Here is a 22,728-nt window from a genome sequence, read left to right on the forward strand (position 1 = left end):
GAGGGCCAGTCAGGGCTTCGCGGCCCCGGCGTCGGGGCGGAGGGCGGGTGCGGCTTCGAGGGACCGTATCGACGCCGCGCCCGCCCCCCCCACCGGTCACCGCCGCGCGAAGGGCGCGACGGGGTTCTTGAGGGTGCCGATCAGCTGGAGGGCCGCCGCCGGGTCGGCGAGGTCGACCATCTGCTTGTTGTTGCGCAGCTGGAGGCGGTTCAGGCAGGACAGCTGGAACTCGGGAGTGAAGAGGTCGTACTGCGCGAAGCGGTCCGCCAGGGCGGGGGTCGAGGCCTGGTAGTCGTGGGCGCAGTCCGCCACCGCCTGCCAGAAGGTGGACTCGTCGCAGATGCCTTCCGCGACCAGGATGGAGTTCAGGAAGCGGAAGAAGCAGTCGAAGACGTCCGTGAAGATCGACAGGAGCTTCATGTCCTCCGGGATGTCCGCGCGGACGCGTTCCACCGCCGGCGGGAGGACCGCGTCCGGGTCCATGACGACGATCTCCTCGGCGATGTCCTTGAAGATCGCCCGCTGTACGACGCCGTCCTTGATGACCAGGATGGTGTTCTCGCCGTGCGGCATGTACGCGAGGTCGTACTGGTAGAAGCAGTGGAGGAGGGGGAGGAGGTAGGCGCGGAGGTACGGCTTCAGCCATTCGGCGGGAGTGAGGCCCGATTCCTCGATGAGGGCGCCCACGAAGGACCTGCCGTCCGCGTCCACGTGGAGGAGCGAGGCCATGGTGGCCAGGCGCTCGCCCTCGCGCAGGGAGTTCACCGGCGACTCGCGCCACAGGGCGGCCAGCATCTTGCGGTACGGCGAGTAGCGGTCCGTCGCGCGCTCGTACTGGCGGTGGTGGTAGCCGATCGCCGCCCGCTCGCGGATGATCGAGAAGTCGACCGACCGCAGGACCTCGTCGGACTCGATCAGCTGGTGCAGCCAGTCGTTGATGGCCGGGGTGGCCTCCATGTAGGCGGCGGACAGGCCGCGCATGAAGCCCATGTTGAGGACCGAGATGGCCGTCTTGACGTAGTGCTTCGTCGGGGTGGTGGTGTTGAAGAAGGTGCGGATCGACTGCTGCGCGAGGTAGGCGTCGGAGCCCTCGCCCAGCAGCACCAGGCGGCGGTTGGCGATCTCGGCCGCGAAGGTGACCGTGGTCTTGTTCCACCACTGCCAGGGGTGGATCGGCAGCAGGTGGTAGTCCGCCAGGTCCAGGCCCAGGGAGGTCATCTTCGCGGCGAACAGGGTGAGGGCGTCCTCGCCCAGCTCCTCGCGCATGAAGGTGTCGTGGTCCAGGCCCGCGCCCGCCGTGAAGGTGGAGACGTCCTTGCGGGCGGCGACCCACACCAGGTGGACCGGGCTCGCCGTCTCCGGGGCGTACGAGAGGTACTCGTGCACGCCGAAGCCCAGCCGGCCGTTGTTGGCGACGAAGCAGGGGTGGCCCTCCGTCATGCCCGTCTCGATGTCCTGGAACGTGGACTTCGCGAGGGTGGACGAGCTGAGCTGGGGCTTGGTGTATTTGTAGCCCGTGCCGGCCAGGGTGGAGGAGATCTCCTCCAGGTAGACCGGCAGGACCTCCGCGCTCAGGCCCAGGGTCTGCCGGAGCTCGATGTGGAAGTCCAGGGCGTCGAGCGGGAGCTCGGTGCCGTTGCCGTGGCGGGTGATGGATTCCTCGTCCACCGCCCAGTGGTCCAGGGCGTGCAGGGCCGAGCGGAAGCGGTACTCGACCGAGCCGTCGTCGCTGCGGACCGAGTAGAGGTCCCCGCCCAGCGGCTCGGGCGTCAGCAGGCGCTCGTGGGAGAACTCCGCGAGGGCCTTGCGGACCAGGGCGCGGTTGGCGCGGGCCCACAGCTCGGGGGAGAGGTGGGAGACGGCGTCGGCGAGGCTCATGCCGGGACTCCCGTCGTGAGGGCGGTGGCCGCCTCGAACCGGGCGCGGGTGCAGAAGCTGAGCAGGGCGGTCTTCTCGGGCTTCTGGACCTCGCGCTCGGGAACGAAGCCCACGGCCTCGTTCAGGGCGTGGACCGCCTTGTTGCGGACGTCCGGCTCGACGACCACGCGCTCCGCCGCCGGGTCGGCGAAGAGGGAGGCCATGACCGTGGTGATCACCGAGCGGGTGAAGCCGGATATGGGGGTGTCCGAGGGGGCCACCAGGAAGTGCATGCCGATGTCGCCGGGCCGCGCGTCGTACAGGCCGACCAGCTCCAGCTTCGAGGGGTCGTAGCTCTCCATCAGGAAGGCCGGGCGGCCCTCGTGGAGGCCGATGAAGGCGTGGTGGTCCTCGTGCGCGGTGATGCGCGCGTACTCGCGCTCGACCTCGGTGAGGGAGGCTTCCTGCATCATCCAGAACGCGGCCTTCGGGTGCGTCACCCAGCCGTGCAGGAGTTCCGCGTCCGCGAAGGGGTCCAGGGGGCGGATGGCGAAGGTCCCGAGGGCCGCGTCGGTGCGGGCGAAGAGGATTTCAGGGGTGGTGCTCATGCGTGCATGCCTTCCGGGGCCGCGAACTGCTGGAACGCGATGGACTTCTCGACCTTGTAGTACTCGCGGCCGAGCAGCTCACCGACGATGTACGCGTTGCGGTACGCGGCCATGCCCAGGTCGGGCGAGGTGAGGGAGTGGTTGTGGGTGGTGCCGTTCTGGAGGTACACCCCGCGGCCGGTGACGTCGACGGCGTAGTTGCGGCCGGCGTCGAGGCGGCCGTGGCCGTCGAAGTTCAGCCGGTCGTGGATCGGGGTGAGGAACTCCGGTGCCACGTACTTGTAGCCCGTGGCCAGGACCAGGCCTTCGGTGGTCAGGGTGAAGTCCCGCTCCTGCTCCTCCTGGCGCAGGCCGAGCGTGTACGTGCCCGTGGTGGTGTCGTACGCCGTGCTGTTCAGGGAGCTGTTGGTGAGCAGGGTCGTGGGGACCGTGCCCGGCATGGTGATCTTCTTCTGGTAGAGCAGGTCGAAGATGGCGTTGATGAGGTCGCCGTCGATGCCCTTGAAGAGGTTCTTCTGCTGCCCCTCCAGCCGGTAGCGGGTCTCCTCGGGGAGGGCGTGGAAGTAGTCCACGTACTCCGGGGAGGTCATCTCCAGCGTGAGCTTGGTGTACTCCAGCGGGAAGAAGCGCGGGGAGCGGGTCACCCAGTTGAGCTGGTAGCCGTGTACGTCGATCTCGGCGAGGAGGTCGTAGTAGATCTCGGCCGCGCTCTGGCCCGAGCCGATCAGGGTGATCGACTTCTTCTTCTGGAGGGTCTCCTTGTGCTGCATGTACGAGGAGTTGTGCAGGAAGTCCCCGCCGAGGCCCGCGCAGGACGCCGGGACGTGCGGCGGGGTGCCGGTGCCCAGGACCAGGCGGCGGGCCCGGTGGGTCTCGCCGCGGTCCGTGTGGACCTCGTACACGCCGGCGGCCTCGTCGTACGTCACCTCGGTGACGGAGGTGGAGTACTGGACGTTGTCGAGCCGGTCGGCGGCCCAGCGGCAGTAGTCGTTGTACTCGGCGCGCAGCGGGTAGAAGTTCTCGCGGATGTAGAAGGAGTACAGCCGGTCCTTGTCCTTCAGGTAGTTCAGGAAGGAGAAGGGCGAGGTCGGGTCGGCGAGGGTGACCAGGTCCGACATGAACGGCGTCTGCAGGTGCGCGCCGTCCAGGAACATCCCGGCGTGCCACTCGAAGTGCGGCTTCGACTCGATGAACAGCCCGTCGAGCTCGTCGATCGGCGCGGTCAGGCAGGCCAGTCCCAGGTTGAAGGGACCCAGGCCGATGCCGATGAAGTCGTGGGGCTTAGCGGTGGACGGCAAGGGATTCTCCCAGGAACTGCTCGGCGTGTGCGGCGAGGAGGTCGAGGACGGCCGCGATGTCGGCCGTCGTGGTCTGCGGGTTGAGGAGGGTGAACTTCAGGTACTGCTTCCCGTCCACCTTGGTGCCGGCGACGACGGCCTCGCCGGAGGCGAACAGGGCCTTGCGGGCGTGCAGCTGGGCCTCGTCGACGAGGTCGCCGCGCGTCTCGCCGGCGGGCAGGTAGCGGAAGACGAGCGTGGAGATCTGCGGCTCGACGACGACCTCGAAGCGCGGGTCGGCCGCGATGACGTCGTAGCCGGCGGCGGCGAGGTCGACGACCTGGTCGAAGAGGGAGCCGACGCCGTCGGCGCCCATGATCCGCAGGGTCATCCAGAGCTTGAGGGCGTCGAAGCGGCGCGTGGTCTGGATGGACTTGTCGACCTGGTTGGGGATCCGCTCCTCGGCCATCCGGCGCGGGTTGAGGTAGTCCGCGTGGTACGTGGCGTGCTTGAGGGTGTCGCGGTCGCGGACCAGCATCGCGCTGGAGCTCACGGGCTGGAAGAACGACTTGTGGTAGTCGACGGTGACCGAGTCGGCCTTCTCGATGCCGTCGAGGAGGTGCCGGCGGGTGGGGGAGACCAGCAGTCCGCAGCCGTAGGCGGCGTCCACGTGCATCCACGCGGAGTGCTCGCCGGCCAGGCGGGCGATCTCGGGGAGCGGATCGATGGACCCGAAGTCGGTGGTGCCGGCGGTGGCGACGACGGCCATCGGGAAGAGGCCCTCGGCGGCGCAGCTCTCCAGCTCAAGGGCCAGGACGGAGGTGTCCATGCGGCGGTTGCGGTCGACGGGCACGCAGATGACGGCCTCGTAGCCGAGGCCCAGCATGGCGGCGGACTTCTGGACGCTGAAGTGGCTGGCCTCGGAGGTGAAGATGCGCAGTCTCGGCAGCAGTTCGGCCTTGGTGAGCTCGGTGCCCTCGTCGAGCGCCCGCTTCATCACGGTCCGGCAGGCCTCGTCGCGGGCCAGGAGCAGGGCGTGGAAGTTCGACTGGCTGCCGCCGGAGGTGAAGATGCCGTCCGCGCCCTCGCCGAGGCCGATGCGGCGGGCGGTCCACTCGATCAGGCGGCGCTCGATGAGCGTGCCGCCGATGGACTGGTCCCAGGTGTCGAGGGAGGAGTTGACGGCGGAGAGGACCGCCTCGCCGACCACCGCGGGGATGACGACCGGGCAGTTGAGGTGGCCCAGGTAGCGCGGGTGGTGGAAGTAGACGGCGTCGCGGAGGTAGACGTCCTCCAGCTCGTCGAGGGCGGCGGCGGCGTCGCCGAGCGGCTGGTCGAGGTCGATCCCGTTGATGACCGGGGCGAGTTCGTCGACGGATATGCCGGTGTGGGGCCGCTCGGTCGTGGCGAGTTTGGCGGCGACGCGGTCGACGCCCTCGGTGACGGAGCGCCGGTAGAGGTCCGCGGTCGTCTCGTTCAGCAGATGCTGGCGCATCAACTTTCCTCCGGGCAGGGGTGAGCGGGGGGACGGGCAAGGCGTGGGGTGCGAGAGTTAGGTTAGCCTAACCTTAATTCGATCACAAATGCGGGAGGCCCCGGCGAATGCCGGGGCCTCCCGCATGAAGTTCCGTGTGCCGCAAGGGTGTTGGGGCTAGAGCTCGGACGCCGGGTCCTCGCTCGGGGCCTGGCCCGCGTACGCCTCGGCGAGCAGCTGCTCCTCGCTGGCGCCGAGCCGCCAGTAGCCGGTGAAGCGCACCGCGCGCCGGTTGATGGAACGTTCCTGCACCAGGTGGCGGCGTACCGCGCGGATCGTGCCGGCCTCGCCCGCCAGCCAGGCGTACGGGGCCTCGGCGGCGGGCAGTTCCGCCGCGCGGATCTCCTCCACCACGCGGCCCGCCCGGTCGGGGCCGGACGCGCCCTTCGCGCGCACGATCCAGGTGATGTCGGCGTCGGCGTCGGTGCGCAGGGCCAGCCGGTCGTCCGCGTGCGGGACCTCGAACCAGGCCCTGGCCTTCACGCCGGCCGGGAGCCGCTCCAGGATCGCGGCGGCGGCGGGCAGGGCCGTCTCGTCCGCGTACATCAGGAAGGCGTCGGTGGCGGCCGGGGGCTGGAAGCGCACGGACTTGTTCTCCGCGACCGCCGGCCCGATCGCCATGATCCGGCGGCCGGTGACGGCCCGGCCCGCCCAGCGGGAGGCCGGTGAGGCGTCCCCGTGCAGGACGAAGTCGATGTCGACCTCGTCCACCCCCGCGTCCGTACGCCGCTGCTCGCGCACCGTGTACGAGCGCATCACGGGGCGGTCCTCGTCCGGCATCGCGCGCCAGGCGCCGAACCAGGTGTCCTCGTCGGTGGACGGCAGCTCGGTGTGCTCGGCGTGCGCCGGCGGCAGGAAGAGCGAGAGGCTCTGGTCGTACCCGCCGGACCTGAAGTCCGCCAGGGACTCACCGCCGAAGGTGACGCGCAGGAACGAGTGGCCGAGGCGGCGCGTGCGCAGCACCTCCATCGTGAAGAAGCGGAAGTGCGCCACGGCCTGTTCGGCCTCGGATGCGGTGGCGGTCATGCGCGAGTCCCCCCTGGGATTCGAATGGGCGCCGGCGGCGGGTGTGGTGCCGGGCGGTCAGTGCCGGAGGCCGGGCCGCGGGCGGTGGCCCGCGGCCCGGCCCTCAGGACCGGCGCGAGAGGGTCAGGAGACCTTCTTGGCGTTCTGGATGGTCTTGGCGAGGTCCTCGAGGATCTGCGCGCACTTCTCGTACGAGTAGATCGGCTCGGTCACGCGCGGGGCGACCTGGCCGGCCTTGACGGCGGGCAGCTCGTTCCAGGTCGGCTTGGCCTTCAGGGCCTCGGGCTGCAGGGCCTGGGTGCGGTTGTCGAGGAGGACGACGTCGGCCTTGTACTTGCCGGCGTTCTCCCAGCTCAGGCTCTCGTAGAAGCCCTGCGGGTCCAGCTTGTCCTGCTCGGGGGAGACGAACTCGACGCCCAGGGACTCGAAGTACTTCAGGTCGGCCGAGGTCTTCGGGGTGGAGACGTAGAAGAGCTGGTCGGCGCCGGAGCCGACGAGCACCTTGACGCCCGGGTTGGCCTTGACGGCCTCGCGGACCTTGGCGGAGGCGGCGTCGAAGCGGGCCTTGGCGTCGGCGGCCTTCTTCGAGTTCAGGTCGGCGCCCAGGGACTTGGCGAGGTCCGCGGTGCGTTCCAGGGCCTTGTCCATGGAGACCTTGTCGCCCACGCCGATCGCGGCGGCCGGGGCCAGCTTCAGGATCTTGTCCTTGGAGGCCTCGGGGACGTACCAGTACGTGCCGTCCCAGGTGTTGGTGGCGAGCAGCTCGGGCTTGAGGGCCGCGTACTTCTCGACGTTGAACTCGTCGTAGACGTTGCCGAGGATCTCGACCTTGGAGATGTCCATCGAGCCGGCCATCGGGTCGGCCTTGCCGTCGGCCAGCTTGGTCGGGCCGAAGACGCCCTTGACCTGCACGCCGTAGTCGTACAGCGCGGCGGCGGTGCCGGTGTAGGCCACGATGTTCTTCGGCGTGGACTTGGCGCTGGCCGTCTTGTCCAGGTCGTCCTTGAAGCTCCACGCGCCCGAAGCGGCGGCCGTGCCGCCCTTGCCGCCCTCAGCGTCCTTCGCCTTGTCGTTGCCGCCGCACGCGGTGAGAGCCGCGACGAGGCCGAGGGCGCCGCCGGCGGCGACGAGACCGCGGCGGGAGAGGAACGTGGAGCTGGGCTTGGGCATGGGGAATTCCGCTTTCGTGCGTGCAGGGCGGCCGGGGGACCCGAGGCCGTTCGGTGGGAAGGTTAGCCTAACCTTGGCCGAAAACGGTAAGGGGACCCTAATTATTTTCGGGTCCCCTCGTCGTTCCCCGCGCGCGGCGCGGGTGTTGGGTCAGCCGGCGAAGCCCAGTTCGCGGGCGATCAGCATGCGCTGCACCTCGCTCGTGCCCTCGCCGATCTCCAGGATCTTGGAGTCGCGCCACATGCGGGCCACCGGGTACTCGTTCATGAAGCCGTAGCCGCCGTGGATCTGCGTGGCGTCCCGGGCGTTGTCGACGGCGACCGTCGAGGAGTACAGCTTCGCGATGGCCGCCTCCTTCTTGAACGGCTCCCCGTGCACCAGCCGGGAGGCCGCGTCGCGCCAGCCGATGCGGGCCATGTGGGCGCGCGTCTCCATGTCGGCCAGCTTGAACTGGATGGCCTGGTTGTCACCGATCGGCTTGCCGAAGGCCTGCCGCTCCTTCGCGTACTTCACCGACTCGTCGACGCAGCCCTGCGCGAGGCCCGTCGCCAGGGCCGCGATGGCGATCCGGCCCTCGTCGAGGATCCGCAGGAACTGGGCGTAGCCGCGACCCTCCTGGCCCACCAGGTTGGCGAGCGGCACCCGCACGTCGTCGAAGGACAGCTCGCGGGTGTCGGAGGAGTTCCAGCCGACCTTGGAGTACGGAGCGGCCACCGTGAAGCCCGGGGTGCCGGACGGGACGATGATCGAGGAGATCTCCGGGCGGCCGTCGGCCTTGCGGCCCGTCACGGCCGTGACCGTGACCAGGCCCGTGATGTCCGTACCGGAGTTGGTGATGAAGCACTTCGACCCGTTGATCACCCACTCGTCACCGTCGCGCACGGCCGTGGTGCGGGTGCCGCCCGCGTCACTGCCCGCACCGGGCTCGGTCAGGCCGAACGCGCCGAGCACCTCGCCCGAGCACAGCTTCGGCAGCCACTGCCGCTTCTGCTCCTCCGTGCCGAACAGGTACAGCGGCATGGCACCCAGGGAGACGCCCGCCTCCAGGGTGATCGCGACCGAGGAGTCGACGCGGGCCAGCTCCTCCAGGGCGATGCCGAGGGCGAGGTAGTCGCCGCCCATGCCGCCGTACTCCTCCGGGAACGGCAGGCCGAACAGGCCCATGCGGCCCATCTCGCGGACGATCTCGTAGGGGAACTCGTGCCGCTCGTACAGGTCGCCGATCTTCGGTGCGACCACGTCGTGCGCGAACGCCTCGACGGTGCGGCGGAGTTCCTCGTGCTCGGGGGTGAGCCGGTGGTCGAGGGACATGGTGTGACTACTCCTTGTGGGAGAGGGCGCGGACGGTACGGGAGGGGCTGGGGCGCCCCAGCTGTTCGGCCATCCACACGCTCGTGGCGGTGAGGGCGGCCAGGTCGACCCCGGTCTCGATGCCGAGGCCGTCGAGCATCCACACCAGGTCCTCGGTGGCGAGGTTGCCGGTGGCGCTCTTCGCGTACGGGCAGCCGCCGAGGCCGCCGGCGGACGCGTCGACCGTGGTCACGCCGTGCTGGAGCGCGGCGAGGGTGTTGGAGAGCGCCTGGCCGTAGGTGTCGTGGAAGTGCACGCCGATCCGGTCGGTCCCCACTCCCGCGGCGTTCAGCTCGGACAGCAGGGCCTGCACGTGGCCGGGCGTGGCGACGCCGATGGTGTCGCCGAGGCTCAGCTCGTCGCAGCCCAGGTCCAGCAGGGCCTTCGCGACGCGGACCACCTGGTGGACCGGGACGGCCCCCTCCCAGGGGTCCCCGAAGCACATCGAGAGGTAGCCCCGCACGTGCGCCTCCCCGGCCTTGGCATGGGCCACGACGGGCTCGAACATGGCGAGGGACTCGGCGACCGTCCGGTTCAGGTTGCGGGCGGCGAAGGTCTCCGTGGCCGAACCGAACACGGCGATGCGGGTCGCCCCCAGGGCCAGCGCCCGGTCCAGGCCGCGCTCGTTGGGGACCAGGACCGGGAGCGCCGCGTCCACGTCGGAGAGGAGCGGGAAGAGCTGCTCGGCGTCCGCGAGTTGGGGGACCCACTTGGGGTGGACGAAGCTGGTGGCCTCGATGGTGGTCAGGCCGGCCGCGGCGAGCCGGTGGACGAACTCGGCCTTCACGGCGGTCGGTACGGCCGTCTTCTCGTTCTGCAGCCCGTCGCGCGCGCCGACCTCGTGGATGCGGACGCGGGGCGGGAGCCCGGCGGGGGCCGGGACGGTCATGGGCAGCCCGTTCACGAGGCCTCCTCCCCGTCGTCCGGGGTCACCACGGCCAGGACCTGGTCCATGGCCACGGTGGTGCCCGGGGTGACGTCGAGTTCGGTGACGGTGCCGGCGTGCGGGGCGGAGATGACGTGCTCCATCTTCATCGCCTCGACGACCAGCAGGCTCTGCCCGGCCGTGACCTGGTCGCCGACGGCCACCTTGACGACGGTGACGGTGCCGGGCATGGGGGCCGCGAGGGTGTCGGCGCCCGCCCTGCCGCTGCCGCTGAGGGAGGCGGTGACGGGGTCGTGGTGCTGGACGTGCCAGCTGTCGCCGTCGCGGCCGAGCCAGGTCCCCTCCGGGGAGGTGGCGTGGCTGAACCGGTGGGTGACGCCGTCCAGTTCGAGGGTGAGGGTGTCGGCGGTGCGGTCCACGATCCGGGCCCGGGCCGGGCCGCTGGGGCTCTGCCCCAGGCCCCGCGCCTCAATCGCTGGCGGGGCTGAGTTTGGTGCGGCTCCGCCGTCGGAGGCCGTCGGGAGGAGGAGTTCCACCTGCGGGCCGGTGGTGCTGGGGCTCTGCCCCAGACCCCGCGCCTCAAACGCCGGCGAGGCTGAAGTTGCCGGGCGGGAGCGGACGGCCACCGGCTCCTCGCCGGGGAGGCGGAAGTGGTGGACGGTCCAGGCGGGCGTGCCGCCCAGGCGCCAGCCGCTGGGCACCCCGAAGGGGTCCACCCACGCGGCGGACCCGCCGGTCTGGCCGCCGGGGCCGGCAGCGCCCCCGTCCAGCCCCGCCGGCGCCTGAGGCGCGGGTCCGGGCAGGGCCCGGTTTCGGGAAGGGGCGGGGTGGGGGACAGAGGCCAGCAGTGCGGCCGCCGCGTACACCTCCGGCGGGACGCCGTCGGGCAGGAGCCTGCTCAGGTCCCGCTCCACCAGGCCCGTGTCCATGTCGCCGGACACCACGTCCGGGTGCGCGAGCAGACGACGCAGGAAGCCGGCGTTGGTCTGGACACCCAGGATCACCGTGTCCGCCAGCGCACCCCGCAGGACACGGAGGGCCGCCGCGCGGTCGGGCCCGTACGCGATGACCTTCGACAGCATCGGGTCGTACGTCGAGCCCACCGGGACGCCGGCCGTCAGCCCCGAGTCGGTGCGCACCGCGCCGCCGTCCGGCTCCGACAGCGCCAGCACCGTGCCGCCGGACGGCAGGAACCCGCGCGCCGGGTCCTCCGCGCAGACGCGGGCCTCGATCGCGTGCCCGGTCAGCCGGATCCCGTCCTGGGTGACGGGCAGGGGCTCGCCCGAGGCGACCCGCAGCTGCTGCTCCACCAGGTCCAGGCCGGTGACCAGCTCGGTCACCGGGTGCTCCACCTGGAGGCGGGTGTTCATCTCCATGAAGTAGTACGAGGACGGGTCCCCGCCCGGGACGATGAACTCCACCGTGCCCGCGCCGACGTACCCGCAGGAGCGCGCCGCCTCCACGGCCGCCGCGCCCATCGCCGCGCGGGTCTTCTCGTCCAGCAGCACCGAGGGGGCCTCCTCGATGACCTTCTGGTGGCGCCGCTGGAGGGAGCACTCGCGCTCGCCCAGGTGCACCACGTTCCCGTGCGCGTCGGCCAGCACCTGGATCTCGATGTGCCGGGGCCGGTCGATCCACCGCTCCACGAGCAGGGTGTCGTCGCCGAAGGAGGACTTCGCCTCGCGGCGGGCGGCCGCGATCTCCTCGGCGAGCACCGCCTCGTCCCGCACCAGCCGCATGCCCTTGCCGCCGCCGCCCGCCGAGGGCTTGAGCAGCACCGGCATGCCGATCTCCGAGGCGGCCGCGGCCAGTTCGGCGTCCGTCAGGCCGCTGCCGGAGGAGCCCGGGACCACCGGGACGCCGGCCGCGCGGACCGTCTCCTTCGCCGTGATCTTGTCGCCCATCAGGGAGATGGCGGAGGCGGGCGGCCCGATGAAGGCCAGCCCGGCCTCCGTGCAGGCCGCCGCGAAGGCCGCGTTCTCGGCGAGGAAGCCGTAGCCGGGGTGGACGGCCTCGGCGCCGGTGCGCTTCGCGGCGTCGAGGAGCCGCTCCACCGACAGGTAGCTCTCGGCGGCGGCCGCCGGGCCGATCCGGACGGCCGTGTCGGCCTCCCGTACGTGGCGCGCGTCGGCGTCGGCGTCGCTGAAGACGGCGACGGAGCGGATGCCGAGCTGCCGCAGGGTGCGGATGACGCGTACCGCGATCTCGCCGCGGTTGGCGACCAGAACAGTGCTGAACATCGAAGGGGTCCTCACGTCACTCACGTCACATACGGAAGATGCCGAAGCCGGAGTCGCCCAGGGGGGCGTTCGCGCACGCGGTCAGGGCCAGTCCCAGCACCTGCCGGGTCTCCAGCGGGTCGATGACCCCGTCGTCCCACAGCCGCGCGGTGGCGTAGTAGGCGTTGCCCTGCTCCTCGTACTGGGCGCGGACCGGGGCCTTGAAGGCCTCCTCGTCCTCGGCGGGCCACTCCTGGCCGGCGCCCTCGATCTGGTCGCGCTTGACGGTGGCCAGCACCGAGGCGGCCTGCTCGCCGCCCATCACCGAGATCTTGGCGTTGGGCCACATCCACAGGAAGCGCGGCGAGTACGCCCGGCCGCACATCGAGTAGTTGCCCGCGCCGTAGCTGCCGCCGACGACCACGGTCAGCTTCGGGACCCGGGCGCAGGCCACCGCGGTGACCATCTTCGCGCCGTGCTTGGCGATGCCGCCCGCCTCGTAGTCGCGGCCGACCATGAAGCCGGAGATGTTCTGGAGGAAGAGCAGCGGGATGCCGCGCTGGTCGCACAGCTCGATGAAGTGGGCGCCCTTCTGGGCGGACTCGGCGAACAGGATGCCGTTGTTGGCGATGATCCCGACCGGGTGGCCGTGGATCCGGGCGAAGCCGGTGACCAGGGTCTGCCCGAACTCCGACTTGAACTCCTGGAAGCGGGAGCCGTCCACGACGCGGGCGATGATCTCGCGGGCGTCGTAGGGGGTGCGGGAGTCGACGGGGACGGCGCCGTACAGGCCGTACGGGTCCACCTTGGGCTCCTCGGGAGCCTCGACCGACCAGGGCAGGGCCCCGCGCGCGGGCAGGGTCGCCACGATGTTCCGTACGATCCGCAGCGCGTGCGCGTCGTCCTGCGCGAGGTGGTCCGTGACGCCGGAGACGCGCGAGTGGACCTCGCCGCCGCCGAGCTCCTCGGCCGTGACCACCTCCCCGGTGGCGGCCTTCACCAGCGGCGGGCCGCCGAGGAAGATCGTGCCCTGGTTGCGGACGATGACGGCCTCGTCGCTCATCGCCGGCACGTACGCCCCGCCGGCCGTGCAGGAGCCGAGGACGGCGGCGATCTGCGGGATGCCGGCCCCGGACATGCGGGCCTGGTTGTAGAAGATCCGGCCGAAGTGCTCCCGGTCGGGGAAGACCTCGTCCTGCATGGGGAGGAAGGCGCCGCCGGAGTCGACCAGGTAGAGGCAGGGGAGACGGTTCTCCAGGGCCACCTCCTGGGCGCGCAGGTGCTTCTTCACGGTCATCGGGTAGTACGTGCCGCCCTTGACGGTGGCGTCGTTCGCGACGATCACGCACTCGCGCCCGCTGACCCGGCCGATGCCCGCGATCACCCCGGCGGCGGGGGCCGCGCCCCCGTACATGCCCTCGGCGGCCAGCGGGGCCAGCTCCAGGAACGGCGAACCGGGGTCGAGGAGGGTGTCCACCCGGTCGCGGGGGAGCAGCTTCCCGCGCGCGGTGTGGCGGGCGCGGGCCTTCTCGCCGCCGCCGAGGCGGGCCGCGTCGAGCCGGGCGCGCAGGCCTTCGGCCAGTTCGCGGTGGGCGGCCTCATTGGTCCGCCAGGCCTCGGACGCCGGGTCCGCGGCGCTCGTCAGCACTGGTGCCTGCTGCATCGGTCGAGCTCCCTTGCTCGTGCACGCTTTGTTAATGACCGTTAACGCGTTTGGGTTTCAGGTTAACGAGCGCTAACCGCCCTGTCTAGAATGGATTTCCATGAGCACCAGAGCGGCCACCCCGACCCGTCGTGAGCAGATCCTCAGTGAGGCCGCTCGTCTCTTCGCGGAGCGCGGCTTCCACGGCGTCGGCGTGGACGAGATAGGGGCGGCGGTCGGCATCAGCGGCCCCGGCCTCTACCGGCACTTCGCCGGGAAGGACGCCATGCTCGCCGAGCTCCTCGTCGGGATCAGCGAGCGGCTGCTGACCGGCGGCCGGCGGCGGGTCGAGGAGGCCGCCGGGGACCCGGAGGCGATCCTCGCCTCCCTCGTCGAGGGGCACATCGACTTCGCCCTGGACGACCGGGCGCTGATCACCCTGCACGACCGCGAACTCGACCGGCTGCGCGAGGCCGACCGCAAACTCGTGCGCCAGCTCCAGCGGCAGTACGTCGAGCTGTGGGTGGAGGTCGTACGGGAACTGCACCCCGAGGTCGGCGAGGCGGAGGTGCGGGTGGCCGTGCACGCCGTCTTCGGCCTGCTGAACTCCACCCCCCACCTGGCCGCGCCGGGCCGCGAGGCCACCGAGTCCCTGCTGCGCAGGCTGGCCAACGGGGCCTTCGGGGCGCTGTCGGGGTGAGGCCCGGCTCGAGGGGTGCTTGGTGGAACGGACGCCTCCGGGCGGGCGGCGGCAGAATGGGCCGCATGCCGAAGCCGATAGAGACGCCCGTACCCAGCCGCGCCGAACTCATCGACCACCTGGTCCGCACGCGGATCGCGGGGCAGGTCGCCACCCCGCGCGAGAACAACCTCTCCCACTACCGCAAGCTCGCCAACGGCGACCGGCACTACTGGCTCGGCCTGGAACTCGGCGACCGCTGGGCCGACGAGCAGGACGTACTGGCCGTGATGGCCGAGCGCGTCGGCGTCGTCGACGACCCGGCCCACCGGACCGGCCAGGACACCATCGACCCCGAACTGACCCTCGCCGGCCTGGACCGCATGGCCGCCCGGCTGCACAAGGCCGCCCTCGACCGGCACAGCGTGCTGCTGGCCACCGGCCACCCCGGCGGCCTGCTCGACGTCCACCGCGCCACCGCCGACGCGCTGCGCGCCGCGGGCTGCGAGATCGTCCGGATCCCGTCCGGCCTGGTCGCCGACGAGGGCTCGGTGTGGCAGTTCGCCGACGTGGCCGTGCTGGAGCGGGGCGCGACCCTGTGGCACACCCACTCCCCGGCCCCGATGGCCGCGATCCTGGACGGCCTCGCGGCGGAGGGCCGCCCGCAGCCCGACCTGGTCGTCGCCGACCACGGCTGGGCGGGCTGCGCGGCGCAGCGCGGGCTGGATGCGGTGGGGTACGCGGACTGCAACGACCCGGCGCTGTTCCTCGGCGAGGCGGAGGGCACCCTCCAGGTCGCCGTCCCCCTGGACGACCACGTCCGCGACCCGCGCTTCTACGACCCGATGGTGGCGTACCTCCTCGCGGCGGCGGGCCTGCGTTAGGCCTGGCCGGGCGGGGTGCGGGACCCCTGCCCGGCCCCGGCCTGCCCTGGCCCGGCCCCGGCTTGGCGGGCCGGCCCTGCGGCATCGGCTTGCCCCGGCCCAGGCTCGGCGGCCTGGCCGCGCCGTCCCGGCCCAGCGGCGCCGGCTTGCGGTTCGGTGGGGGTGTCGGGGGGCGGCGGTACGGTCAGCGGCATGGTCGATGTGCCGAGCCCGTGGTCCGCGTTCGATGCCGCCGGCGGGATCGCCGGGCTGCCGCCGGGGGGTCTCGTCACCCGGCCGGTGCGGCGCGGGCCGCTGCGGCGGGTGCGGTACGAGGCGCTGCTGTGGCTCTCCGACGGGCCGGTGGACGCCCCGGCCGCCGCGTACCCGGTTCCCGCCGGGCTGCTTCCCGTACTGCTCCACGACCGGTACGGGCCGCGGGAGTGGTGGCGGGACGAGGACCACGTGGAGCCGGAGCGCTGTTCCGACCCGGGCGACCACGACGCCCGGACCGTGTTGCGGGAGTACTGGGACGCCGTCGTCCCCGACCCGGAGGAAGGGGAGGAGGGCGCGGAGCTGATCGCCCCCTTCGGCCGGGCCTGGCCCGGGGCCGCCCGGTCCGGCACCCCGACGGCGGAGCCCGGGGCGGCCGCCGACGCGGTGGCGGGCGGGCTGCTCGCGCGGGGGTGGCTGGGTGACGGCCCCCGGCTCGCGCTGGCCCCGGCCGGGCGCGGGGCCGATCTGCCGGCCGCGATCGGCTGGCGCGGTCCCGTCCACCACGAGGGCGACACCGCCCGGATCTGCGCCGTGCTGCGCTCCTGGGAGGACCGCTTCGGCGCCCGCGTCCTCGCCCTCGGCTTCGACCGGCTCGACCTCTCGGTGGCGGCCCCGCCCCGCACGCTCGCCGAGGCCCTCCCGGTCGCCGCCGAGCACTTCGCGTTCTGCCCCGACAACGTCCGGCAGGGCTCCGGCACGGTCCGTGCCTACGCCGCGCAGGCGCTGGTGGGCACGGCCCACTGGTCGTTCTGGTGGGACTGACCGGTCAGCCGGCGTGGGGGCCGTTCCTGACCGGCCGGGTGTGGACCTTCGAGACGCAGGCCGGCAGGGCCGCGTCCGCCCCGTGGTCACGGGCCCGGTACGCGCTCGGGCTCTCGCCCACCAGCTCCGTGAACCGCGCGCTGAACGACCCCAGCGAGGTACAGCCCACCGCGAAGCACACCTCCGTCACCGACTGGTCGCCGCGCCGCAGCAGCGCCTTGGCCCGCTCGATCCGGCGCGTCATCAGGTAGCTGTACGGGGTCTCCCCGTAGGCGGCGCGGAAGCTGCGCGAGAAGTGCCCCGCCGACATCAGCGCGACCTGGGCCAGCGCGGTGACGTCGAGCGGCTCCGCGTAGTTGCGGTCCATCAGGTCGCGGGCCCGGCGCAGTCGGGCGAGGTCCTCCAGGTTCACCCGGTCAGCCTTGCACAGCCCCGGGCGGTAGCGAAGGTTCCGCCGCGGATGCGGGCGGCGGGGCCGGCGTCGGGTCCAGGTAGACCCGGCGGACCGCCGGCCACCGCTCCCGCAGCTGGGCCTCCGCGTCCTCGCAGGCAGCCTCCACCTGCCGGGCCGACGCCAGGTCGTGGAAGTCCACCTTCGCCGCGATCAGCACCTCGTCCGGCCCCTGCACCAGGGTGGTCAGCTCCAGCACCCCCTCGACGTGCGGGACCGACAGCAGCTCCTCGCGCACCTCCGCCCGCATCGCCGCGGGCAGCGGCCGCCCGATCAGGTACCCCGCGTTCGAGCGCCCCAGCTCCCACGCCACCGCCACCAGCAGCGCCCCGATCAGCAGGGAGGCCACCCCGTCGTAGACGCCCGACCCCGTCAGCTGTGCCCCCAGCAGCCCGCCCGCCGCCAGCACGAGGCCGGCCAGCGCGGCGGCGTTCTCCAGCAGGACCGCCTTCACCGCCGTGTCCGGGGTGTGCTTCACGTACAGCCCCAGCGGCGCGCGCATCCGCGCCGCCTCGCCGGTCACCTGCCGCCACGCCACCAGCAGCGAGTACCCCTCCAGGACGAACGCGACCGCGAGGACGGCGTACGAGAACACCGGGTCGCGGGGGTCCTCGCCGTGCACCAGGGTGTGGATCCCGTCGTAGACGGCGAAGACCGCACCGCCCGCGAACGTGGCGATCGAGGCGAGGAGCGCCCAGATGTAGCGCTCGGGCCCGTACCCCAGCGGGTGCGCCTCGTCGGCGGGGCGGGCGCTGCGTCTGAGGGAGGCCAGCAGCAGCACCTCGGTGACGGTGTCGGCCACCGAGTGCGCGGCCTCGGACAGCATCGCGCTGGACCCGCTGACGATCCCGGCGACGGCCTTCGCGGCGGCGATGGCCAGGTTGGTGACCACGGCGACGACCACCGTGGTGACGCTCTCGGATCCCGCCCCGTCGGCTGCGACGTCGGATTCGGCTACGACCGGCATGGGCCGACGGTATGTCCGCTCAGCCGCGCGGGACGCGCACGACACCTTCCTGGATGACGGTGACCGCCAGGCGGCCGTCCTGGGTCCAGATGCGGGCCTGTCCCAGGCCCCGTCCGGCGGACGCCGAGGGGGACTCCTGGTCGTACAGGAGCCATTCGTCGGCGCGGAAGGGACGGTGGAACCACATGGCGTGGTCCAGGGAGGCGCCGACCACGTCGCCGACCGCCCAGCCGCCCCGGCCGTGCGCGAGCAGCACCGAGTCCAGCAGGGTCATGTCGGACACGTAGGTGGCCAGGCAGATGTGCAGCAGCGGGTCGTCCGCGAGCTTGCCCTGCGTGCGGAACCAGACCTGGGAGCGGGGCTCCCGCGGCTCGCCGACCGAGCCCCACGGCGGGGTGGTCGCGTACCGCAGGTCCACGGCGCCGCGCGCCTCCAGCAGCCGCTCGACGGTGCCGGGGTCCCGGAAGACGTCCCGGTGGGCGGGCAGCGCCTCGGCCGCCGTCGGCAGGGACTCCGGGTCCGGCGCGGCCGGCATCACGGCCTGGTGCTCCATGCCCTCCTCGTACGTCTGGAAGGACGCGGAGAGGTGGAAGATCGGCTGTCCGTGCTGGACGGCGACCACGCGGCGGGTGGTGAAGGACCGCCCGTCGCGGATCCGGTCCACGGAGTACACGATCGGCGCGCCGGAGTCGCCGGTGCGCAGGAAGTACGAGTGGAGCGAGTGCGGCAGCCGGTCCGCGGGCACCGTGCGGCCGGCCGCGACCAGTGCCTGGGCCGCGACCTGGCCGCCGAACACGCGCGGCACCAGGGAGGTGCGGCTCGTGCCGCGGAAGATGTTCTCCTCGATCTGCTCCAGGTCGAGCAGATCGAGGAGGTCCGCCAGCGAGTCGTTCAAGTGGGTTACAGGCCCATCGACTTCGCGATGATCGACTTCATGATCTCGCTGGTGCCGCCGTAGATGCGGTTGACGCGGTTGTCGGCGTACAGGCGGGCGATCGGGTACTCGTTCATGTAGCCGTAGCCGCCGTGCAGCTGGAGGCAGCGGTCGATGACGCGGTGCGCGACCTCGGTGCAGAAGAGCTTCGCGGAGGCGGCCTCGGCCGGGGTCAGCTCGCCGGCGTCCAGGGCCTCCAGCGCGCGGTCGGCGACGGCCTGGGCCGCGTCCACCTCGGCCTGGCAGGCGGCCAGCTCGAACTTGGTGTTCTGGAAGTGCGAGACCGGCTTGCCGAAGACGGTGCGGTCGGTGACGTACTGCTGGGCGAACCGGACGGCCGCGGCGGCCTGGGCGTAGGCGCCGAAGGCGATGCCCCAGCGCTCGGAGGCCAGGTTGTGGCCGAGGTAGTAGAAGCCCTTGCCCTCCTCGCCGAGCAGGTCCTCGACCGGGACCTTGACGTCGACGAACGCCAGCTCGGCGGTGTCGGAGGTCTTCAGGCCCAGCTTGTCGAGCTTGCGGCCGATCGAGTAGCCCTCGGACTTGGTGTCCACGGCGAAGAGGGAGATGCCGAAGCGGCGGTCCTCGGCCGACGGGGCGGAGGTGCGGGCGCAGACGATCACGCGGTCGGCGTGCACGCCGCCGGTGATGAAGGTCTTGGAGCCGTTGAGGACGTAGTGGGTGCCGTCCTCGGAGAGCTTGGCGGTGGTCTTCATGCCCGCGACGTCGGAACCGGTGCCCGGCTCGGTCATCGCCAGCGCCCACATCTCCTCACCCGAGACGAAGTTCGGGAGGAAACGCTTCTTCTGCTCGTCGGTGGCGAGCATCTTGATGTAGGGCAGGGCGAGCAGCACGTGCACGCCGGAGCCGCCGAAGTTGACGCCCGCGCGGGAGGTCTCTTCGTAGAGGACGGCCTCGAACTTGTGGGTGTCCAGGCCCGCGCCGCCGAACTCCTCGGGCACGTTGATGCCGAAGATGCCCAGCTCGCCGAGCTTGTAGTAGAAGTCGCGCGGCGCCTGGCCGGCCTGGAACCACTCGTCGTAGACGGGGACGACCTCGGCCTCGATGAAGGCGCGGAGGGTCTCGCGGAACGCCTCGTGGTCCTCGTTGAACACCGTACGGCGCACGGCCGGCTCCCTTCGTCGCGGCGGTCCGCCGCCCATGTCTAAGCGCTTGCTCATAGCTAAGTTACCGGCGGGTTGTCGATCCTGTCCATAGCGGGTCGGTCACACCGTCCGACGCCGCCCGGAGGCGGGCCGCCCCCGGGGCCGGACCCCGGGATCACCCTGAGGCGGACGGCCCCGTCCCGGAGGGGAAAGGGGCCGTCGGGGTCCTCTGCGCGCAGGATCCGGCGGGGCGGCGCGCTCACCAGGATGGACCTGTCCGAACGAACGCCGCCGAACCGAGCCCACCGGAGCCGCAGTGAACCGACGCACCCGCACCGCCCTGGCCGCAGTCCTGCTCCTCGGCCTCGCCGCCGGACCCGTGACCGCCACCGCCGCCCTCGCGGCGCCGTCCGCCCCGGGCGCCGCCGAAGGCAGGGCCGCCGACGGACAGGGCCCCGACGTGGCGGCCCTGCGCGCCGGGATCGCCGGGCTGCCCGACCGGGACGCGACCGCCGCGCTGATCCGCGTGGGCGGCGACGGCCGGTGGACCGGCACCGCCGGCGTGCGCGACCTCAGGACCGGGGCCCCGGCCCTGGCCGACGCCCGCTTCCGGGCCGGCTCCACCACCAAGGTCGTCACGGCCGCCCTCGTCCTCCAGCTCGCGGCCGAGGGCAAGGTCGACCTCGGCGCCCCCGTGAACACCTACCTGCCGGGCCTGGTCCCGGCGAGCTTCACCACGCCCGTCACCGTCCGCCACCTGCTGAACTTCACCAGCGGCATCCAGCCCGGGGCCTCCTTCGGCGACACCGTCGAGGAGGAGTACCCGCACCGCTTCGAGACCCTCCCCTACCAGGAGGTCGTGGCCGGGGGCCTGTCCAAGGGCCCCGCGTTCGAAGCGGGCACCAGGCAGCAGTACGGCAACATCGGCTACACGATCCTCGGCATGCTGGTGGAGAAGGTCACCGGCGACTCGTACGCCCACCAGGCCGAGGTCCGGATCTTCCGCCCGGTCGGCATGACCGGCAGCTCCTTCCCCAGGGGCGCCGACCCGCGCATCCACGGCCCGCACAACCGCGGCTACCAGCTGATCGGCGGTGAACAGGTGGACGTCACCGAATGGAACATGACGGACCGCTTCGCCGCGGGCGACATGATCTCCACCACCCGGGACCTGGAGCGCTTCGTCTTCGCCCTGTTCCGCGGCCAGGTCGTACCCGAACCGCAGCTGAAGGAGATGTTCACCGTCCCCGATCTCCCCGGTGCCACCCGCAGCGCCGGTCTGGAACGGCTCGTCGTCAACGGCAGGGAGGTCTGGGGCAAGACCGGAGCCCGCCCCGGCTACCACACGGTCATCGCCGCGACCCGGGACCTGTCCCGCACCCTCGTCTACTCCGTCAACAGCACGGACGCCAAGAGCGACGGCCTGAAGATCGTCCAGCGCTTCGGGCTCGCCGCGTTCAACCGCTGAGCCGGCCTCACGGCAGGCGGCGCAGCGCGAACCACAGCTCCATGCGGGTGTCCGGGTCGTCGAGGTCCCGGTCCAGCAGTGCCGCGCAGCGGGCGACGCGCTGGCGGACGGTGTTGCGGTGCAGGCCGAGGGCGGCCGCGCTGCGGTCCCAGCTGCCGTGGTGGGCCAGCCAGCCGCGCAGGGTGTCCCGCAGGGCGGGGGAGAGGGGCTCCAGCAGGGCCTCGGCGTGGGCCCGCGCCTCTTCCTCGCCGACCAGGCCCGCGAAGCCGGGGTCCGTGTGCCGCGACAGCGGGGTCCGCGCCGCCTCGGCACGCGCGAGGGCGCGGCGGGCCTGCGCCGCGGCGGTGGCCAGGGCGCCGGGCGCGGCCGGGGCGCTGACCCCGAGCCGCCAGCCGGGCTGCGGGCCGGGCTCGCGGTCGGTGAGCAGGCGTACGCCGTCCCCGCGCGGGTCCAGCAGTACGGTGCCCAGCGCGGCGGCGAGGGCCCGGGGGTCGCCGTCGCCGCGGGCGTGGACCGCGTACCAGGGCCCGGGCGCGAGCGCCCCGGCCGGATCCCCGTCCAGCAGCAGCCGGGTCAGGGCCGCCGCCTCGTCCCCGGCGGGGTGCTCCGCGGTGACCAGGCTCAGCAGTACGGCGGCGATCGAGGCGATGGTGTGGTCGCCCGGGGTCCGCCCCGGGGTGGCCAGGGCCAGCACCCGCCCGCCGCCGACGGCGTACGCGGCCAGGCTCACCGGGCCGAGCGCATCGGTGGCGGTGGCCGCCGCCCCGGGCCCCACCCGCCGCACCAGCGCGGCCAGGGCCCCGAGCACCTCCGCGTCCGGAACGCCCCCGGCGGCGGCGACGGCGCCCGGAACCGTGTCGGTGCCTCCGCCGGCCGCGGGCGCCGCGGGAACCCCCGCCGAAGCTGCGGCCCGGGCGGCACCCGGAGCGGCACCCGGGGCGGTTCCGGCGGCCCGGGCGGTACCGGTGCTCCGGGCTCCCCCGGCGGGGCCGGGGGCCCCGGCCCCGGCCCCCGGCCCGGCGGCCGGGTCGAGCAGGGCGGCCCAGCCGGTCAGGCTCGCCGCCAGGCGGGACAGCAGCGCCGGGACCGGGTCCGGGCGGGCCGCGGCCGCCGCCAGGGCCTGCTGCGCCTCCGCGACCCGGCGCAGCTCCCGGGTACGGGCCTCCGCCATCAGCCGCCCGACGCTGCGGGCGACCGCCGTGAACGGGGTCCCGGGCGGGACCTCGACCAGCGGGAGCCCGTACCGCTCGCACGCCCCGGCCAGGCCCGGCGGCACCACCTCGTGAACCGGGGTCACGCCGAAGCCGAGCGCGGCGGCCCCCGCGCGGGCCAGCCGGGCGACGTAGCCGGCGGCGCCGGCCTCCGTCAGCTCGGCCCCGGCCGTCAGCAGGAGTTCACCGCCCAGCAGGTAGGGGGAGGGGTCCGCCATCTCGGAGGCGTGCACCCCGTGCACCTCCGCCACCGCCGGACCCGCGAGGTGCCGCAGCCCGAGCCCCCGCTCGCCGAGCAGCGCCGCCAGCCCCACGGGCGGCGTCATCGGCTCACCGGCGGGCGCCGACGCCGGCACCCCCGCCCGCGGCCCGTCGCCGGGGTTCGAGGGGACCCCGAGCGGAACCTCCGCCATGGATACTCCGTACATTCCAGTGCTGCCCGATG

Annotated in this window: 19 protein-coding genes; 4 read left to right on the forward strand and 15 right to left on the reverse strand. The window is 72.8% G+C overall.

Annotated features, from left to right (window positions below; all coding sequences use genetic code 11):
* Positions 1 to 96: 96 nt before the first annotated feature.
* The 10 genes from ABD973_RS20830 to ABD973_RS20875 all read right to left on the reverse strand — a co-directional run bounded on the left by ABD973_RS20830 (position 97) and on the right by ABD973_RS20875 (position 13,590).
* A complete protein-coding gene (locus ABD973_RS20830; RefSeq protein ID WP_125821191.1) occupies positions 97 to 1,878 on the reverse strand; it encodes an IucA/IucC family protein in 1,782 nt (593 codons plus the stop codon).
* The gene (locus tag ABD973_RS20835; protein WP_345501432.1) at positions 1,875 to 2,465 is read right to left on the reverse strand and encodes a GNAT family N-acetyltransferase; all 591 of its coding nucleotides are present in this window, start codon (positions 2,463 to 2,465) and stop codon (positions 1,875 to 1,877) included. Before ABD973_RS20835 ends, ABD973_RS20830 begins: the two co-directional genes overlap by 4 nt.
* On the reverse strand, positions 2,462 to 3,763 hold the full coding sequence (locus ABD973_RS20840; RefSeq protein ID WP_125821189.1) for a lysine N(6)-hydroxylase/L-ornithine N(5)-oxygenase family protein: 1,302 nt from the start codon (positions 3,761 to 3,763) through the stop codon (positions 2,462 to 2,464). The genes ABD973_RS20835 and ABD973_RS20840 overlap by 4 nt, the downstream gene beginning before the upstream one ends.
* Complete coding sequence (locus tag ABD973_RS20845; RefSeq protein WP_125594130.1) at positions 3,747 to 5,237, reverse strand: pyridoxal phosphate-dependent decarboxylase family protein; 1,491 nt, start codon at positions 5,235 to 5,237, stop codon at positions 3,747 to 3,749. The genes ABD973_RS20840 and ABD973_RS20845 overlap by 17 nt, the downstream gene beginning before the upstream one ends.
* 156 nt (positions 5,238 to 5,393) lie before the next feature.
* Positions 5,394 to 6,302: a siderophore-interacting protein gene (locus ABD973_RS20850; RefSeq protein WP_125594129.1), complete on the reverse strand. Its 909-nt coding sequence runs from the start codon at positions 6,300 to 6,302 to the stop codon at positions 5,394 to 5,396.
* Positions 6,303 to 6,425: 123 nt separating this feature from the next.
* Positions 6,426 to 7,472 (reverse strand): ABC transporter substrate-binding protein, encoded by a 1,047-nt coding sequence (locus ABD973_RS20855; protein WP_125594128.1) that lies wholly within the window; start codon positions 7,470 to 7,472, stop codon positions 6,426 to 6,428.
* 150 nt (positions 7,473 to 7,622) lie between these two features.
* Positions 7,623 to 8,783: an acyl-CoA dehydrogenase family protein gene (locus ABD973_RS20860; protein ID WP_125594127.1), complete on the reverse strand. Its 1,161-nt coding sequence runs from the start codon at positions 8,781 to 8,783 to the stop codon at positions 7,623 to 7,625.
* Positions 8,784 to 8,790: 7 nt separating this feature from the next.
* A complete protein-coding gene (locus tag ABD973_RS20865; RefSeq protein ID WP_345504671.1) occupies positions 8,791 to 9,711 on the reverse strand; it encodes a hydroxymethylglutaryl-CoA lyase in 921 nt (306 codons plus the stop codon).
* 11 nt (positions 9,712 to 9,722) lie between these two features.
* A complete protein-coding gene (locus ABD973_RS20870; RefSeq protein WP_345501436.1) occupies positions 9,723 to 11,948 on the reverse strand; it encodes an acetyl-CoA carboxylase biotin carboxylase subunit in 2,226 nt (741 codons plus the stop codon).
* Between the two features lie 25 nt (positions 11,949 to 11,973).
* On the reverse strand, positions 11,974 to 13,590 hold the full coding sequence (locus ABD973_RS20875) for a carboxyl transferase domain-containing protein (RefSeq protein ID WP_125594125.1): 1,617 nt from the start codon (positions 13,588 to 13,590) through the stop codon (positions 11,974 to 11,976).
* A 100-nt stretch (positions 13,591 to 13,690) separates the two neighbouring features.
* Between ABD973_RS20875 and ABD973_RS20880 the strand changes: the two genes are divergently transcribed.
* From ABD973_RS20880 to ABD973_RS20890, 3 genes are all read left to right on the forward strand, one after another.
* Positions 13,691 to 14,269 (forward strand): SACE_7040 family transcriptional regulator, encoded by a 579-nt coding sequence (locus ABD973_RS20880; protein WP_007264172.1) that lies wholly within the window; start codon positions 13,691 to 13,693, stop codon positions 14,267 to 14,269.
* Between the two features lie 56 nt (positions 14,270 to 14,325).
* Complete coding sequence (locus ABD973_RS20885; protein ID WP_125594124.1) at positions 14,326 to 15,132, forward strand: phosphatase; 807 nt, start codon at positions 14,326 to 14,328, stop codon at positions 15,130 to 15,132.
* Positions 15,133 to 15,324: 192 nt separating this feature from the next.
* Entirely contained in the window at positions 15,325 to 16,149 is an 825-nt protein-coding gene (locus tag ABD973_RS20890; RefSeq protein WP_125821186.1) for a DUF4253 domain-containing protein, read from the forward strand.
* Positions 16,150 to 16,153: 4 nt separating this feature from the next.
* On the opposite strand, the gene ABD973_RS20895 is transcribed toward ABD973_RS20890, so the two are convergent.
* Genes ABD973_RS20895 through ABD973_RS20910 form a run of 4 tightly spaced genes read right to left on the reverse strand, consistent with a single transcriptional unit; the run spans position 16,154 to position 19,625 of the window.
* Complete coding sequence (locus tag ABD973_RS20895; RefSeq protein ID WP_164720891.1) at positions 16,154 to 16,561, reverse strand: helix-turn-helix domain-containing protein; 408 nt, start codon at positions 16,559 to 16,561, stop codon at positions 16,154 to 16,156.
* A gap of 4 nt (positions 16,562 to 16,565) precedes the next feature.
* Positions 16,566 to 17,567 (reverse strand): cation diffusion facilitator family transporter, encoded by a 1,002-nt coding sequence (locus ABD973_RS20900; protein WP_345501441.1) that lies wholly within the window; start codon positions 17,565 to 17,567, stop codon positions 16,566 to 16,568.
* A 19-nt stretch (positions 17,568 to 17,586) separates the two neighbouring features.
* Positions 17,587 to 18,462, reverse strand: a complete 876-nt coding sequence (gene tesB / locus ABD973_RS20905; RefSeq protein ID WP_125594121.1) for an acyl-CoA thioesterase II — start codon at positions 18,460 to 18,462, stop codon at positions 17,587 to 17,589.
* 5 nt (positions 18,463 to 18,467) lie between these two features.
* Positions 18,468 to 19,625 (reverse strand): acyl-CoA dehydrogenase family protein, encoded by a 1,158-nt coding sequence (locus ABD973_RS20910; protein WP_125594120.1) that lies wholly within the window; start codon positions 19,623 to 19,625, stop codon positions 18,468 to 18,470.
* Positions 19,626 to 19,920: 295 nt separating this feature from the next.
* Here ABD973_RS20910 and ABD973_RS20915 point away from each other — a divergent pair, with 295 nt between their 5' ends.
* Entirely contained in the window at positions 19,921 to 21,072 is a 1,152-nt protein-coding gene (locus ABD973_RS20915; RefSeq protein WP_345501444.1) for a serine hydrolase domain-containing protein, read from the forward strand.
* 7 nt (positions 21,073 to 21,079) lie between these two features.
* Here the strand turns inward: ABD973_RS20915 and ABD973_RS20920 are convergent, their stop codons facing one another.
* Entirely contained in the window at positions 21,080 to 22,696 is a 1,617-nt protein-coding gene (locus tag ABD973_RS20920; RefSeq protein WP_386381749.1) for a PucR family transcriptional regulator, read from the reverse strand.
* Between the last annotated feature and the right edge of the window lie 32 nt (positions 22,697 to 22,728).

The organism is Streptomyces racemochromogenes (genome assembly GCF_039535215.1).
Lineage (GTDB): Bacteria > Actinomycetota > Actinomycetes > Streptomycetales > Streptomycetaceae > Streptomyces > Streptomyces racemochromogenes.

Coding starts and splice junctions, on each gene's coding strand:
- ABD973_RS20845 (WP_125594130.1), bottom strand. CDS start 5,237: ATGCGCCAGCATCTGCTGAACGAGACGACCGCGGACCTCTACCGGCGC.
- ABD973_RS20875 (WP_125594125.1), bottom strand. CDS start 13,590: ATGCAGCAGGCACCAGTGCTGACGAGCGCCGCGGACCCGGCGTCCGAG.
- ABD973_RS20885 (WP_125594124.1), top strand. CDS start 14,326: ATGGGCCGCATGCCGAAGCCGATAGAGACGCCCGTACCCAGCCGCGCC.
- ABD973_RS20835 (WP_345501432.1), bottom strand. CDS start 2,465: ATGAGCACCACCCCTGAAATCCTCTTCGCCCGCACCGACGCGGCCCTC.
- ABD973_RS20850 (WP_125594129.1), bottom strand. CDS start 6,302: ATGACCGCCACCGCATCCGAGGCCGAACAGGCCGTGGCGCACTTCCGC.
- ABD973_RS20870 (WP_345501436.1), bottom strand. CDS start 11,948: ATGTTCAGCACTGTTCTGGTCGCCAACCGCGGCGAGATCGCGGTACGC.
- ABD973_RS20830 (WP_125821191.1), bottom strand. CDS start 1,878: ATGAGCCTCGCCGACGCCGTCTCCCACCTCTCCCCCGAGCTGTGGGCC.
- ABD973_RS20860 (WP_125594127.1), bottom strand. CDS start 8,783: ATGTCCCTCGACCACCGGCTCACCCCCGAGCACGAGGAACTCCGCCGC.
- ABD973_RS20865 (WP_345504671.1), bottom strand. CDS start 9,711: ATGACCGTCCCGGCCCCCGCCGGGCTCCCGCCCCGCGTCCGCATCCAC.
- ABD973_RS20920 (WP_386381749.1), bottom strand. CDS start 22,696: ATGGCGGAGGTTCCGCTCGGGGTCCCCTCGAACCCCGGCGACGGGCCG.
- ABD973_RS20855 (WP_125594128.1), bottom strand. CDS start 7,472: ATGCCCAAGCCCAGCTCCACGTTCCTCTCCCGCCGCGGTCTCGTCGCC.
- ABD973_RS20900 (WP_345501441.1), bottom strand. CDS start 17,567: ATGCCGGTCGTAGCCGAATCCGACGTCGCAGCCGACGGGGCGGGATCC.
- ABD973_RS20880 (WP_007264172.1), top strand. CDS start 13,691: ATGAGCACCAGAGCGGCCACCCCGACCCGTCGTGAGCAGATCCTCAGT.
- ABD973_RS20890 (WP_125821186.1), top strand. CDS start 15,325: ATGGTCGATGTGCCGAGCCCGTGGTCCGCGTTCGATGCCGCCGGCGGG.